12 protein-coding genes are annotated in these 13,817 nt (G+C 67.5%); 4 read left to right on the top strand and 8 right to left on the bottom strand.

The features are described 5' to 3' along the window. Window positions 1-18: 18 nt before the first annotated feature. Window positions 19-891, top strand: a complete 873-nt coding sequence (locus tag ACF66B_RS17390) for an SDR family NAD(P)-dependent oxidoreductase (protein ID WP_111429728.1) — start codon at window positions 19-21, stop codon at window positions 889-891. 167 nt (window positions 892-1,058) lie between these two features. Here the strand turns inward: ACF66B_RS17390 and tcuB are convergent, their stop codons facing one another. Genes tcuB through ACF66B_RS17375 form a run of 3 tightly spaced genes read right to left on the bottom strand, consistent with a single transcriptional unit; the run spans window position 1,059 to window position 4,178 of the window. Then, a complete protein-coding gene (gene tcuB / locus ACF66B_RS17385) occupies window positions 1,059-2,114 on the bottom strand; it encodes a tricarballylate utilization 4Fe-4S protein TcuB (RefSeq protein ID WP_111429729.1) in 1,056 nt (351 codons plus the stop codon). Further along, window positions 2,104-3,498 carry an FAD-dependent tricarballylate dehydrogenase TcuA gene (gene tcuA / locus ACF66B_RS17380; protein WP_392663417.1) on the bottom strand — a complete coding sequence of 465 codons (1,395 nt, stop codon included), beginning with the start codon at window positions 3,496-3,498 and terminating at the stop codon, window positions 2,104-2,106. Before tcuA ends, tcuB begins: the two co-directional genes overlap by 11 nt. Next, window positions 3,495-4,178, bottom strand: coding sequence for a GntR family transcriptional regulator (locus ACF66B_RS17375; RefSeq protein WP_111429731.1), 684 nt, complete (start codon window positions 4,176-4,178; stop codon window positions 3,495-3,497). Before ACF66B_RS17375 ends, tcuA begins: the two co-directional genes overlap by 4 nt. Window positions 4,179-4,295: 117 nt before the next feature. On the opposite strand from ACF66B_RS17375, the gene ACF66B_RS17370 reads away from it, so the two are divergent. Continuing rightward, the gene (locus ACF66B_RS17370) at window positions 4,296-5,312 is read left to right on the top strand and encodes an AbrB family transcriptional regulator (protein ID WP_111429984.1); all 1,017 of its coding nucleotides are present in this window, start codon (window positions 4,296-4,298) and stop codon (window positions 5,310-5,312) included. On the opposite strand, the gene ACF66B_RS17365 is transcribed toward ACF66B_RS17370, so the two are convergent. The 5 genes from ACF66B_RS17365 to ACF66B_RS17345 form a co-directional block, all read right to left on the bottom strand. Further along, window positions 5,287-6,261 carry a D-2-hydroxyacid dehydrogenase family protein gene (locus tag ACF66B_RS17365; RefSeq protein ID WP_111429732.1) on the bottom strand — a complete coding sequence of 325 codons (975 nt, stop codon included), beginning with the start codon at window positions 6,259-6,261 and terminating at the stop codon, window positions 5,287-5,289. The two genes, ACF66B_RS17370 and ACF66B_RS17365, sit on opposite strands and share 26 nt — an antisense overlap. A 141-nt stretch (window positions 6,262-6,402) precedes the next feature. Continuing rightward, window positions 6,403-7,218, bottom strand: a complete 816-nt coding sequence (locus ACF66B_RS17360) for a universal stress protein (protein ID WP_111429733.1) — start codon at window positions 7,216-7,218, stop codon at window positions 6,403-6,405. A 1-nt stretch (window position 7,219) separates the two neighbouring features. Continuing rightward, entirely contained in the window at window positions 7,220-8,308 is a 1,089-nt protein-coding gene (locus ACF66B_RS17355; RefSeq protein WP_111429734.1) for a 4-oxalomesaconate tautomerase, read from the bottom strand. Window positions 8,309-8,328: 20 nt separating this feature from the next. Then, the gene (locus ACF66B_RS17350; RefSeq protein WP_111429735.1) at window positions 8,329-10,359 is read right to left on the bottom strand and encodes a tripartite tricarboxylate transporter permease; all 2,031 of its coding nucleotides are present in this window, start codon (window positions 10,357-10,359) and stop codon (window positions 8,329-8,331) included. Window positions 10,360-10,442: 83 nt separating this feature from the next. Then, window positions 10,443-11,519, bottom strand: coding sequence for a tricarboxylate transporter (locus ACF66B_RS17345; protein ID WP_111429736.1), 1,077 nt, complete (start codon window positions 11,517-11,519; stop codon window positions 10,443-10,445). Window positions 11,520-11,669: 150 nt separating this feature from the next. On the opposite strand from ACF66B_RS17345, the gene ACF66B_RS17340 reads away from it, so the two are divergent. Both ACF66B_RS17340 and ACF66B_RS17335 read left to right on the top strand, forming a co-directional pair. After that, on the top strand, window positions 11,670-12,350 hold the full coding sequence (locus ACF66B_RS17340; RefSeq protein WP_111429737.1) for a response regulator transcription factor: 681 nt from the start codon (window positions 11,670-11,672) through the stop codon (window positions 12,348-12,350). Continuing rightward, window positions 12,331-13,743: a sensor histidine kinase gene (locus tag ACF66B_RS17335; protein WP_392663411.1), complete on the top strand. Its 1,413-nt coding sequence runs from the start codon at window positions 12,331-12,333 to the stop codon at window positions 13,741-13,743. Before ACF66B_RS17340 ends, ACF66B_RS17335 begins: the two co-directional genes overlap by 20 nt. Window positions 13,744-13,817 lie beyond the last annotated feature (74 nt).

Genomic DNA, 13,817 nt, shown 5'->3' with positions numbered 1-13,817 from the left:
ACGGAGGATGCCATCACCATGACACAACCAGTCTTTACCGGGCGCACGGTGCTGATCACCGGCGCGGGTCGCGGCCTCGGCCTTGCCTACGCGCGGGAAATCGGCCGCCTCGGCGCCACTGTCTTGCTGCACGATGTGGGCGCGAATACGGACGGCGCCGGAACGGATCCGGCGATCGCCGAAAAGGCAGTTGCAACGCTGCGCCGCGAGCAGATCGAGGCGCACCCGTTCCACCACAGTATCGATACACGTGATGGCTGCCATGGCCTGGTGGGTGACTGTCTGGCGCTGAATGGACGTCTCGATGCGGTGATCCACAACGCCGGCTGGGTCGGCCATGAACGGATCGGTGAGGTGCGGGAGGCGTCCTTCGATCGCATGATGGCGGTCATGGCGAAAGCCCCGCTCTGGATTGCGCAGGCCGCGTGGCCCGCCATGCGCGATGCCGGATATGGCCGGATCGTGCTGACGACATCCTGCCGGGCGCTTTATCCGCAATATGTCCAGCGAGGGCTTGCGTCCTACGCCGCAGCCAAGATGGCCGCCGTGGGCATCGTCAACGTGCTGGCGGGCGAAGGCGCCGAACATGGCATCGTCGTGAATGCAGTCTCCCCGGTGGCCAGGACCCGGATGTGGGGCGTGGAGGGCGAGCCCGAGGATCTGAAGCCTGAAGCCGTCGCGCCGGGCGTTGCCTTCCTGGCCTCGGATGCCTGCACGGAGGGAGGCTGGATCTTGCGGGCCGCGAACGGGCAGTTTCACGCCACCCGCGCGGTCGAGGCCGAAGGGGTGAGCTATCCCCTTGACCTGCGTGCCGTTCCGGCCGGCACCTGTGCGGCGGTGGCCGAGGCCTGGGAGAGGATTGCCGTCCCCGCCCGTGAGCCCCGGCTCTGAGCGTCCCTCCGGGGAGCGCCTCCGACCCGAAGGCGCTCCCCGGCGAAAGCCCCGTCCGGAGCCGCCGCCGTCAGCGGCCGCTCCGGATCGACATCATGGAGAGCCTCATGCGCGGCCCTGACGCCGGACGCGTCGGTGCGCATCCGGCAAGGGGCTCCCGCCCGAACTCACCGCTGGGCATCGGCCGCAAGGGCGGCGAGCCGGTAGAAGCCATGCGCCATCTTGGTGAACGGCGTGAGCAGGAAGAAGGCCAGCACCGAGCCCAGGTGAAGGGCGAGCAATCCCGGCATCATCGCGGTCTGGCCAAGGCCATAGAGCACCAGTCCGCTCAGGCCCACGAACCCCAGGAGACCGATAAACGCGATCTCGCCGCCAAAGGCCTTGCTCGCGCCGAGCTTCCTGTCGGACTTGAGCTTCAGCCGGATCATTTCGGCACACCCGGCCACCAGCAGCAGCCCGCCGGAGAGGCCGAGCAGTTTCGGGAGGGAAAGCAAGCCGTAGGGCGCGGACATGCCCAGCAGATAGTGCATCAGGGTGGCCACGCTGGTGGAGGCGAAGCAGAGCAGAAACCCGTACATCACCGCCTGGTGCGCGGCCCGGCGCGCGTGGGTGAAGCGATCCTCGTCCTCGAAGTTGCAGCCGTCGCCGTGGCCGCCTTTCAGGTTCTTCATGTTGGCGGCCTGCCGGAAGGCCTGCATGAGGTGCGCAAGCTTCAGCGGCTGCGCCCCGACGCTCTGCCAGTAGCGGCGCAGACTGATGCCGATGCTGAGCAGCGGGAACAGGAACGCCGGCAGGAATATGGCCACCATGGCATTGTGCGACAGGACCGCATAGAAGCCCTCTCCGCTGGCCGGGGTCAGGCTCCGCGCCGCCAGGAAGAGCAGCGCAAAGCCGATCACCGCAGCGCCGGCGATCATCACGCCGTTCTTCTGGAACGCCTTGCCGGCCGCGCGTGGAAAGGCGAGGTCTTCCCAGCTCTCCTGCCGGACATTGGCCAGAGCCTGCGGCAGGTTCAGGTCGAATTCGTGCGGCGCGGTGTACTGGCAGGCGTAGTAGCAGCCCCGGCAATTGTGGCAGAGGTTGGCAAGCTGCGTCAGGTCTCCGTCGGAGAAGGCGCGCTCGGCGTGCAGTGCGGGGAAGACGGAGCAGTAGCCCTCGCAATAGCGGCAGGCGTTGCAGATCTCGGCCTGACGGCGGGCTTCGTTCAGGAAATCAGTTTGCATGGGCTGCGGCCTCCCTGCCCGCGATGCGTCCGAAGACGGTGCCGATGGTCATGCCGAATCCGGCAAGGTAGCCTTGCCCCAGGATGGAACCGGCCATGGTTTCCCCTGCGGCCCAGAGGTTCGAGACGGGGCGGTTTCCGATGGAGCACTGCGCGCGGTCGTCCACCTTCAGCCCGAGGTAGGTGAAGGTGACGCCGGTCCGGAGCGAGTATCCGTAGAAGGGCGGCTCGACGATGGGGCGCGCCCAGTTGGTCTTGGGCGGGGAAAGGCCCTGCGTCGACACGCCGTCCAGCTCGGTCGGGTGGAACTTCGACGTGTCGCCGCAGGCGGCGTTGAACTCGGAAACCGTCTTCACCAGCGCGTCGGCGGGAAGCCCCATCTTCTCGGCGAGCTCCTCCAGCGTGTCGGCCTTGATCGGCGGGAAGACCGACGGCATGAACAGGTTCAGCGACTTGGCGTCGATGATGACATAGCCGACCTGGTCGGGCTGGGCGGCCACCAGCCTCCCCCAGATCGCGTAGCGTTTCGGCCAGACATCCTCGCCTTCGTCGTAGAACCGCTGGCCGTCCTTGTTCACCACGATCGAGAACGGAACGCAGTCCAGCCGCGTCACGATGCCGCCGTCGAACTTCGGCGCGCGCCCGTCGATGGCCACCGCGTGGCATTGGGTGGGATCGCCCACCTGTTCGATCCCCTGCTCGAGCAGGTCCGCCAGCACCACGCCGCGATTGTAGGGCGTGCCGCGGATGAGAAAGTTCTTCGCGGCCGGCCCCCAGGCGCGGGCGAGCCAGTCGACATCCGCCTGGAAGCCGCCCGAGGCCACCACGACGGACTTCGGCGCCACGCGGTGGCTCTCGCCGCCCTGCGTGTAATCCAGGAAGTCGATGCGATCTTCGGTCAGCTCGAGATGCGTCACCGCGGCCTCGTATTCGACCTGCACGCCGAGGCTCTCGGCGGTTCGGTAATAGGCGTTGACGAGGCTTTTGCCGCCGCCGAGGAAAAACGCGTTCGTCCGCGCCAGCGACAGCGTGCCGGAGAGTGACGGCTGGAACCGGACACCGTGCGCCTCCATCCAGGGCAGGCACTCTTCGGAGGTGCGGATCGCCAGGCGCGCCAGATCCTCGTCCGTCTTGCCCGCCGTGACCTTCATCAGATCGGCGAGGTATTCCTCTTCGGTGTAGCTTTCGACGAGCGGCCCCAGCGGCCCGTGGTGCATGCATCGAAAGTTGCGGGTGTGCCGGGAATTGCCCCCGCGGTACGCCTTGGGCGCGCCTTCGAGGATCAGAACCCGCGCGCCGGCCTCGGCCGCGGTGATGGCGGCACAGAGCGCCGCGTTGCCGCCGCCGATGACGACGATATCAGGGGTATTCACAGGTCGGGTCACAGCAGGTCTCCATCGAAGCCGGACATCCGGCCGGGTTGGGCTCTCAGCGCACGCACCCGCACCCGCTGTGCGGCTTCGATATGCGCGCGCATGGCGGTCTCGGCGAATGCGCCGTCGCGCGCCTTGATTGCGTCGAGGATGCCGAAATGTTCTTCCACGGCCTTTTCGGCACGGTCGGGCTCGGTCAGGGTGGTCGGGCCGAGGATCATGAGCGCCTTCTGCAGCGCGTGGATCGAGCGCGCGAGAAACCGGTTCTTGGCCGCGTCCAGAAGGGCGGCATGGAACTGACGGTTCAGGATGAAGGCCTCCGGCGCGCTCCCGAGCTTTGCCAGCTGCTGGTTCATGTTGACGAGCTCTTCGATCTCGATGTCCGACGCGGCCCGCGCCGCCAGCCGGGCGGCGGTGCCTTCGAGCACGGAGCGCATCTCGTAGAGCTCCATCACCTCGGCATAATCCAGCGTCCTGATGCAGGCGCCCTGGCGGGGAACATGCGTCACGACGCCATCCGCTTCCAGCTGGCGGATCGCTTCGCGCACCGGCGTGCGGGACATGCCAAGCCGTTCTGCCAGTTCGGTTTCCCGCAAGCGATCACCGGGGTTCAACCGGCCTTCGCGCAGTTCGCTCAGCAGGCGGGCGTAGGCTCCGTCAGCCTGTGGGCCGCTGTCATCTTCGGTCGTCATTGCACTCTCCGGGCAAATCTTGTATGCACGTGTATACACGCATATACATTGCAGTGTCAAGAAAGACAGGAGGCCGATCTGCGCAGACATTTCTTCGACAAGGCCAATCACCGGCGGATGATGACCCTTGCGCTCGCGGCGCTCGGAACGGCGCTCTTCCGGCTCTGCGACCTGCCGCTGCCCTTCCTGTTCGGCCCGATGACCTTCTGCCTCGCCGGGGCGCTGGCGCATCTTCCCCTGAAGGGCTTCGGGCAGGTTTCCGTCGCGGCGCGCACGATTCTCGGCGTCGCGGTGGGCGCCTCGATCACCCCCGCCGTCATTGCCGAGCTGCCGCGCATGGCGATTTCGGTGGCGCTGATTCCGCTCTTCATCGGGCTGATCGCGCTGGTTGGCGTGCCCTTCTTCCGAAAGCTCTGGGGCTTCGATGCCCCGACCGCCTATTACGCCGCGATGCCGGGCGGTCTTCAGGACATGGTGATCTTCGGCACGGAGGCCGGGGCCAATCCCCGCGTGCTGTCGCTGGTCCATGGCACCCGCGTGCTCATCATCGTGACGCTCGCGCCCTTCGTCCTCTCCCATTTCTACGGCGTGCCGCTGACCAACCCCATCGGGGCCCCGGCCGCCGACCTGCCGCTGCACGAACTGCTGATCATGGCGGCCGCCGCCTGGGTCGGCTGGAAGGGCGGCGAGCGCATCGGCCTGTTCGGCGCCTCGATCCTCGGGCCGATGATCGTCACGGCCATCCTGTCGCTCACCGGCGTGATCCATTTCCGCCCGCCCGCCGAAGCGATCCTCGTGGCGCAGTTCTTCATCGGCTGCGGCATCGGGGTGCAGTTTCTGGGCGTCACCTGGAAGGAACTGACCCGCGTGGTGGCCGCGGGCATCGCCTATGTCTTCGTGCTGGCGCTTCTGGCGGCGGCCTTTTCCGGCATCGTCACCGCGCTGGGAGTGGGCGCGCCGGTCGCGGCCTTCCTCGCCTTCGCCCCCGGAGGTCAGGCCGAGATGACGGTTCTGGCCATCGTGACCGGCGCGGACCTCGGCTTCGTCATCACCCACCACCTGACGCGCATCGTCATCGTGATCGTCGGTGCGCCGGTCCTGGCCGCGCTCATCGCCCGAAGACGGAAGGGTTGACCATGTGGATCGGCGCGCCGGCGGCGTAGGCATTCACCTGCGCGAAGATGTCGGCGAACTGCCTGTCGAATTCGTCCTCGGTGACGAAACCGATGTGCGGCGTGGCGATCAGGTTCGGGTGCGACAGGAGCGGGTCAGCGGCATCGGTCAGCGGCTCGCTGTCGAACACATCGACGGCCGCGATGCCGGGCCGGCCCGCGTTCAGCCCGCGCAGCAGGGCGCCCGGCGCGATCAGCCCGGCGCGCGCGGTGTTCACGAGTACGGAGCGCGGCGCCATCTGCGCCAGGTCCTCCCCGGTGACGATGCCGCGGGTTTCGGGCGTCAGGCGCAGATGCAGCGACAGGACCTCGCTTTGCCCGAAGAAGGCGGCGCGGCTCGGGGCCACGCGAAGGCCCGCGGCACGCGCCCGGGCTCTGCCGTTGTCCGAGGCCCACCACAGCACCTCCATGCCGAAGGCCCGGGCGTAGTCCGCCACCGCCCGGCCGATCCGCCCGTAGCCATAGAGCCCGAGCGTGCGGCCGCGCAGCGTGCGCCCCACGCCCACCTGCCAGGTCCCCGCCCTGGCGCTGGCCATCTGCTGCGGCAACTGGCGCATGGCGGCGAGGATCAGGGCAAAGGTCAGCTCGGCGGCCGCGTAGTTCACCCCGTCCGCCCCGGTGTTCGAGCAGAGCAGCACGCCCCTGTCGGTGCAGGCATCGACGTCGACATGCGGCCAGGCGCCGCGCTGGGAAATCAGCCGAAGCTTCGGCAGACGCTCGAGCAGGCTGCGCGCCACCGCCGTGCGCTCGCGGAAGAGCACCACGCATTCGGCCTCCGCGAGGCGGGCGGCCAACGCCGCCTCGTCGGGTTGATGGTCGGTCCAGACCGTGACGTCATGCCCGTCAAGCTGGCGAAAACAGGGCAGGCCCCGCAGCGTGTCGAACCAGTCGTCGAGGATATGGACCTTCATGCGCCCGCGCCCTTTCAGCCTTGGCGAGAAAGCGCCCTGCCCGGCGCCGGCTCCGGGCTGCGGCGCGAGCGGTCGCTCCGGATGTCCCCGGGGTCGCGGCGCACGCGACCCGGTTTCCCGGAAACGCCCCTGCCATGCACCTCAATGCGACAGGAGCACGGGAATGTCGATCTGCGACAGGATCTCGGAGGTAACACCCCCCAGGAGATCCTCCCGGAACTTCGAATGCTCGTAGGCCCCGAGCACCAGCAGCGACGGCTGGTGCTTCCGGCACCAGTCGATCAGCGTGGCGGCCACCGGATAGGACTTGGGCCACTCCTCGCGCACGGCCTCGACCCCGTGGCGGGAGAGGTGCGTCATCAGGTCCTCGACCGGCCAGCTGGCGCGCGGCCCGACGGTCAGCACGCTGACGCGCCCGTCGTCCTCGAGAATGCGCAGGCTGTCCGACAGGGCCCGGGCCGCGGCCCTGCCCCCATCCCAGGCCAGGGCCGAGTGGCTGAGCTGCGCCCCGCCATCATAGCCTGCGGGCACCACGACAACCGGACGACCGGACATCAGCGCGATGCGATCCGGGTGCAGGGTGACATGTTCATCGTCGGTGTCCGAATGGCTGCCCACGATGAGCATGTCGTAATGCCGCGCCGCCTCGGACAGCACGCTGTCGACGCGCCCCGTCACCTCCTTGAGCTGGAGCGCGCTGACCAGTCCGATGGCTTTCCGTTCCGCCTCGAACTTCTCCTCGATCTCGCGCAGGAGGCCGGCATTGGCCTCATCGAGCAGCGTGCGCGCCTCCTTCGGGATCCAGCGCGAGCGCTTGTCGATCACCACATGCGTGGTATGGGCCATCATCGCGGTGACATGCGCCCCCAGGCGCTCCGCCAGCGAGGCGGCATAGCGCAGGGCCGCAACCGAGCCCTCGGAGCCGTTGAAAGCCACGAGCAGGTTCATCATCGGCATGTCAGTACCCCTTCCAGACAGACGCGGGCACGTAGATGTGCCCGTCCGCCAGCTTGCGCGCGGTGCGCAGCAGCCCGGCGGAGTTGAGGGTGAAGTGATTGTTGAACTCGAAATCCACCAGCACCTCGATGGTGCCGGAGGCGTGTTCCAGCACGACGTTTGCCGGGCTTCCCGTGGGCCGCTCCAGCAGGCCGTCCGCCACGGTGCCCGGTGTCAGCGCACAGGCCGCAAGGCACTGCGATCCCGTCACCGCCATCGCGGGGTGCGTCGTCCAGGGCATGAAGTAGCGGGTGGAGATCGTCCCGCCGTCGCGGGCAGGTGCCAGCAGGCCGAACTTCGGGGTGACGGATTGCGACACGTCGCCCATCCCCATCGCCGCCCCGGCACGCCGCCGCACCGCCTCCATCCGGGCGAAGAAATCCGCGTTGGCGTTCAGATCCGCCACGGTTTCGTATCCGCTCAGGCCGAAATCGGCGGCGCGGGCAATGACCATGGGCATCGCCACGTCCATGCAGGTGACCTCGATGCCCTCGAAGGTGTCGCGCAGGTTCCCGGTGGGCAGGAAGGCGCCGGTCGACGAGCCCACCACCCCCATGAAGTTCAGCACGATCGGCGCGGCGGTGCCCGGCACGCCGGCAATGGCCGTGTCGCCCTCGTAGCGCACCGCCCCGCCCGGGGTCTGCACCCGGGCGAGCACCCGCGCCCCGGTGTTGACGGCGCGAATGCGCACCTCGGTGTCGTCGCCGGAGGGGACGACCATCCCCATCTCGATGGCGGCCGGGCCGACGCCCGACAGGATGTTGCCGCAGGTGGGCTTGAAGTCCACGAGCCGGTCCTCGACCGAAACCTGGGCGAAGAAGTAGTCCACATCCGCCCAGTCGTCATCCGAGGGCGAGAGCATGGCGACCTTGGTGGTCACGGCGCTCCCGCCGCCGATGCCGTCGATGTTGATCGGATGGCCCGATCCGAGCGTGGCAATCAGAACCTCGGCGAGGGTCTCTTGGTCCTCCGGCAGGTCGGCCCGGTTGAAGTAGGGCCCCCGCGACGTGCCGCCGCGCATGAAGACAAAGGGAATGCCTGTCTGTGTCATGTGATCGTCTCCGGAAGGGGTCATTTCAGCGGCCAGGGCAGATGGACGGCGTGCTGCAGCAGGCCCGGCGGGAAGTCGCGGTTGAGCGCACCCGCCATCACGCACATCAGCGCGAGGCCAGAGACCGTCAGGATCAGCGTCTTCGGCCACGGGGCCTGCGCCCTGACCCGGAGGAAGGTCACGAGGAAGCCGGCCAGGGCGAGGATGAAGCCGACGAAATAGGTCGCCACGATCAGGCCGCCGAACCAGGCCAGCGTGCTCCAGAGCCCGTAGGGCGCATCCGCATCCTCGCCTGCCATCTCCTTGTCGGCAAAGACGCTGTCACCCTCGGGGCGCCGGATCATCTGCACCAGCAGGATGAGAAGCGCGGTCAGGGTGACGCCACCGATCACGAGCGGCACGATCTTGTCCGTCATGTTGTAGTCGGGGATCGCGTTGGCGTTGAGGAGCGCGATCACGACATAGGCCATGATCACCAGGAGGAAGACCACCGGCGCACGCTTGGAGCCGGACTGCACCTCACCCTCGGCCATGATGGATTTCGCCTGCCGCAGACCCAGCACCACCGAGACGACCGTGATGATCAGGAGCACGATCACGATGGGCGAGAAGATGTAGCCCATCCCGTCCTCGAACGAATTGCGGAAGCGGAAGGAGGCGATCTGGAACGCCTGGTTGGAGAACTTCTCGACCGGGTTCGAGAGCACGAAGCCGATCAGGAAGGCCGGGCGCGACCAGTCGAAGCGGCGCAGGAAGATGCCGATCAGGCCGATGGCGAAGAGCGCGAGAAGGTCCTCGAAGTTCTGCCCGGACTGGAAGGCCGCGAAGGCGATCAGCATGAACAGGAACGGTGCGAGATAGGTGAAGCGGATCGTCGTCATCCGCGCGACGCCGCCCGAGACGGCGATGCAGAGCAGCGTGCCCACCACATTGGCCAGCGCCAGCAGCCAGACGATGGAATAGGTGATGTCGAGATTGTCGCGCAGCATCGCCGGGCCGACCTCGATATCGCCCGATCCCAGCAGCGCGATGGCGCCGATGAAGATCGCCATGGAGCCCGAGCCGGGAATGCCGAACAGCAGGGTGGGAACGAGGCCGCCGCCTTCCTTGGCGTTGTTGGAGCTTTCCGGCCCGATCACGCCGCGGATCTCGCCCTTGCCGAACTGCGACTTGTCCTTGGTGGTCTGCACCGCATGGCCATAGGCGATCCAGTCGACGACCGATCCGCCGAGGCCGGGGATGACGCCCACGATGACGCCGATCAGCGAGCAGCGCACCGAAAGCCACTTGTTGGCGAACCAGTCGCGCACGCCATCCATCCAGCCCGCGCCGAGCGTGGCGTCCTTGGCGATGGAGCGGTCCTGCCGCAGCAGCGAGACGATCTCGGGCACGGCGAAGATGCCGAGGCCGACGATCACCAGCTGCAGGCCGTCGGTCAGATAGGGGAAATCGTAGCTCGCCATGCGCAGCGACCCGCCGGCGTCCGCGATGCCGATGGTGCCGATCAGCATGCCAAGGCCCGCCGCGGCGAGGCCCTTGAGGGCGACGCGCCCGGCGAGAACGGCAACCATGGAGAGGCCGAGGATCGAGATCATCAGCATTTCGGGCAGCCCGAACGCCAGGACCAGCGGCCGCGCCACGACGATGAAGAGCGTCAGGAAGCAGGCCCCGACCAGCCCGCCGAAGAGCGATGCGGTGAACGCCGCCGACAGCGCCCGCGCGGCCTGCCCCTTGCGCGCCAGCGGAAAGCCGTCGAGCACGGTGGCCTGGGACGCCGAGGAGCCGGGAATGCCCATGAGGACCGAGGAAAAGGTGTCCGAGGTCGGAACCACGGCCACCATGCCGATCATCAGCGCGAGGCCGTAGACCGGTTCCATGCCGAACATGAAGGGCAGGAGCAGCGACAGCCCGGCGATGCCGCCGAGGCCGGGAAAGATGCCGACAGCGAGGCCCATGACCACGCCCAGGACCAGATAGCCCAGAACGACTGGTTGCAAGATGAGAGCCCATGCGTCGGCAAGCGCCGGCAGGGCGGTCGCGAAGAGATCCATCGCACCGTTCTTTCGGTTGAATTTTCAGAAGGGAGAGGGGCTGCGGGTGCCGGCCGGAAGGGCCGGCCCCGCGGGCGCTTCGCCTAGTTGATCGTCACGCCGTAGGAGTCCTTCAGCCAGTCGATGACATAGGCCTTGGCCTCGGGGCTCACGGAGGTCGCCTCGTTCGTGGCCTTCACGGCGCCTTCGCCGACGAACATCGGATACTCTCCGACCTCGTTCGAGGAAATCTCGGCGAAATCGGGGCGCGCACGCACCGCCTCGAAGGCGGCGACGTAGGTGTCGATGACCTCCTGCGGCGTGCCCTGGGGCAGGAACGCGATCTTCTGCGACGGATACCCGGCGATGAAGAAGGCCTTCCAGGCGTCCCAGGCGACGCCCTCGGTCTCGCAGCCTTCGGTGGCGGCGCAGACTTCCTTGAAGGAGGGAATGTCCGGGAAGGTGGGATCGCGCACGATCGCGCCGTCCTCGTCCAGCGCGCCCCAGGTCATCATCGGCACGGCGGTTCCGGCGGCGACCAGATCCGCGGCACCGGAGAGATAGCCGGAGGAGGTCTGGTAATCGATCGTGGCCTCACCGCGCTCGAACATCAGGCGGCCGTCACCGCGCCCCTTGATGCCGAAGACCGGCTCCACGTTCATGCCGAGCAGCTTCCATGCCAGCAGCGGCACGAGGTCGAGGCCGGTGGCGCCCTGCGAGCCGAAGATCAGGTTCACGTCCTGCAGCGCGTTGGCCGAGCCGTCGAACTTCTCTCCGTCGGCCGGGTTCAGGTAGGCCACACCGCCGGTGCCGGTCGCCATGACCGGGATCCAGTCCTTCAGCTCGTAGCGCACGCGCGGATCGCTCAGAAGGTAGGGAAACTGGGTCGAGCCCGAGGAGCCGAAGAGCAGCGTGCCGTCCTCGTATTCCTGCTCCTGGAACCAGTTCGCGCCCTTCGTCGATCCGGCACCGGGCATGAACTTGACAACCACGGTCGGTTTGCCCGGCAGTTCCTGGGCCAGCAGCGGCGCAAAGAAGTTGGCCCATTTGGCCGAGCCGCCGGTTTCCGAGAACGGGATCACCCATTCGATCGTCTTGCCGGAAAAGTCGACTTCGGCGAGTGCCGGGCCCGTCATGAGCGCAAGGGTGGCAACTGTGGATGCGAGATTCTTGATGGTCATTGGTATCCTCCCGGAGACCTTGTGCGCCGGCTCTGCCGTACGGCGCTTCAAGTGTTATTCTTTCAGGGGAAAACGATTCCCTCTTCGAGTGCGGACACCATGCTGGTCCAAGCTTGCGGGAAACTTGCGCAACGGGACAAAGAATTAATCATGCGTATCGCCGTCGTCGAAGACAACGAGGCCCTGGCCCACGGAATTGCGTTCCGCCTGCGGGACCGGGGCCACTCGGTGGACCTGCTCCATGACGGCGCGGAGGCCGATACCTTCCTCGCCCAGGAAGGCGCGGATCTCGTCGTGCTGGACCTCAACCTTCCGCACATGGACGGGATCGAGGTGCTCCGGGCCCTGCGGCGCCGCGGCGACGGAACGCCGGTCATCCTGCTGACCGCGCGCTCGGAGACGGCGGAGCGCGTGGCCGGTCTGGACGCCGGGGCGGATGATTACCTGACGAAACCCTTCGAGATGGACGAGCTCGAGGCGCGCCTGCGGGCGATGGCGCGGCGCAAGAACCTCGAGTTCGCCGCGCGCGATACGCTGGGCCCCCTGGTGTTCGACCGCTCCGGCCGGCAGCTCCTGCAGGACGACCAGCCGCTGGATATCCCGCGCAAGGAGATCGCCACGCTGGAATGCCTTCTGGAGCGGCGGGGCCGCCTCGTCTCCAAGTCGCAGCTCATCAGCCATGTCTACGGCATCGGCTCGGACGCCGACGACAGCGCGATCGAGCCGCATGTCTCCCGCCTGCGAAAGCGGCTCGAACCCTTCGGGATCCGGATAAAGACCGCGCGCGGCCTGGGCTACATGCTGGAAGTCGATGGCGCATACACCGCGTAAGACCCTGCACCGCAGGGCCATGTCGCTCCGGCTGCGGCTGTTCCTGGTGATCTTGCCGCCGCTTCTGGTCGTGGCCGTTCTGCTTGGCCTGTGGCGGTTCCAGGCGGCGCAAAAGACCTCCGAAGAGCTGTTCGACCGCAGCCTCCTGGCCGCCGCGCTGGCGATTTCGCGCGATGTCGCCATTTCGGCGGGCGATGCCCTGTCGTCGAGCACCCGGAACTTCATTTCCGACGCGGGCGGCGGCGAGGTCTTCTACCATGTCACGGGGCCGGGTGGCTATTACGTGACGGGATACGCCTACCCCCCGCGCGCCGCCGAGCCCCTGAGCCGCGACCTGCCCAGCTACTACATGGCCACCTACCGGGGCGAGGAAATGCGCGTCCTGCGCATGAGCGAGGACCGCACCATCGGCAACCTCTCGGGAGTGTCGGTCGTGACCGTCTGGCAGCGGGTCAGCGACCGGAATGCCTTTGCCCGGGAGCTGGCCTGGCGGGCGATCGCGCTCATGGCGGGCCTGATGAGCGCGCTGGCTCTGGTGATCTGGTTCGGCGTCCAGATCGGCCTCAGGCCGCTCAACGATCTGCAGGAAGCGATCCACAAGCGCTCCCCCGATGATCTCGGGCAGATCCGGCGCCCGGTGCCAAAGGAGGTCGCCGGGGTGGTCTCCACGCTCAACCGTCTGTTCGGGCAGGTCCAGGACAGCATCGAGGCGCATCAGGCCTTCATATCCGATGCGGCACACCAGTTGCGCAACCCCGCCGCAGCACTCCTCGCTCTCGCGGAGACCCTCCCCGATGTCCGGAACGAGGCCGAGCGCGCCGCCCGTCAGACCGAGCTCATCGCCGCCGCGCGCGCCTCGGCGCGGCTCGCGAACCAGTTGCTGCAACTCGAACGCCTGCGCTACGGCGACGGGGGGGCCGTGACGCGGTTCGACCTCAACACCGTCGTTGAGGAAGTCTGCCAGGGGCTCGCCCCTGCCGTGCTCTCCCGCGATCTCGAGTTTTCGCTGGACCGCTCCGCGCAGCCCCTGATGATGGACGGCGACCCGACGCTCCTCGGAGAGGCCTTCACCAACCTCGTCGAGAACGCCTTGCGGCATGGGGGCGAGACGATGACCCGAATTGTGGTGCGAACGGCCCTGGAGGGCGCGGTGATCTCCGTCACCGTGCAGGACGACGGCGTGGGCATTCCGCTCGACGAGGCCGAGACCGCGTTCCGCCGTTTCTCGCAGCTGCAGAGCGGCGAGGGTACCGGCCTCGGTCTCGCGATCGTCGAGCAGGTGATGCGCAAGCACCGGGGCAGCGTGCGGCTGGAGAGCGTCGCGCGGGGCACCAGCGTGCGCCTCGAAGTGCCGCGCGCCGAGGCCAGCCCGGCAATTCGGCGGCATTCATGATATATTAACTAGGAAAATTCAACGATTTCAATGCGATTTTTGAGTTTTCACGGTGAAAAGCTCCGGTTTCACCG

The organism is Amaricoccus sp. B4 (assembly GCF_043226085.1).
Lineage (GTDB): Bacteria > Pseudomonadota > Alphaproteobacteria > Rhodobacterales > Rhodobacteraceae > Amaricoccus.
This window is presented reverse-complemented; position numbering and strand designations above follow the sequence as displayed.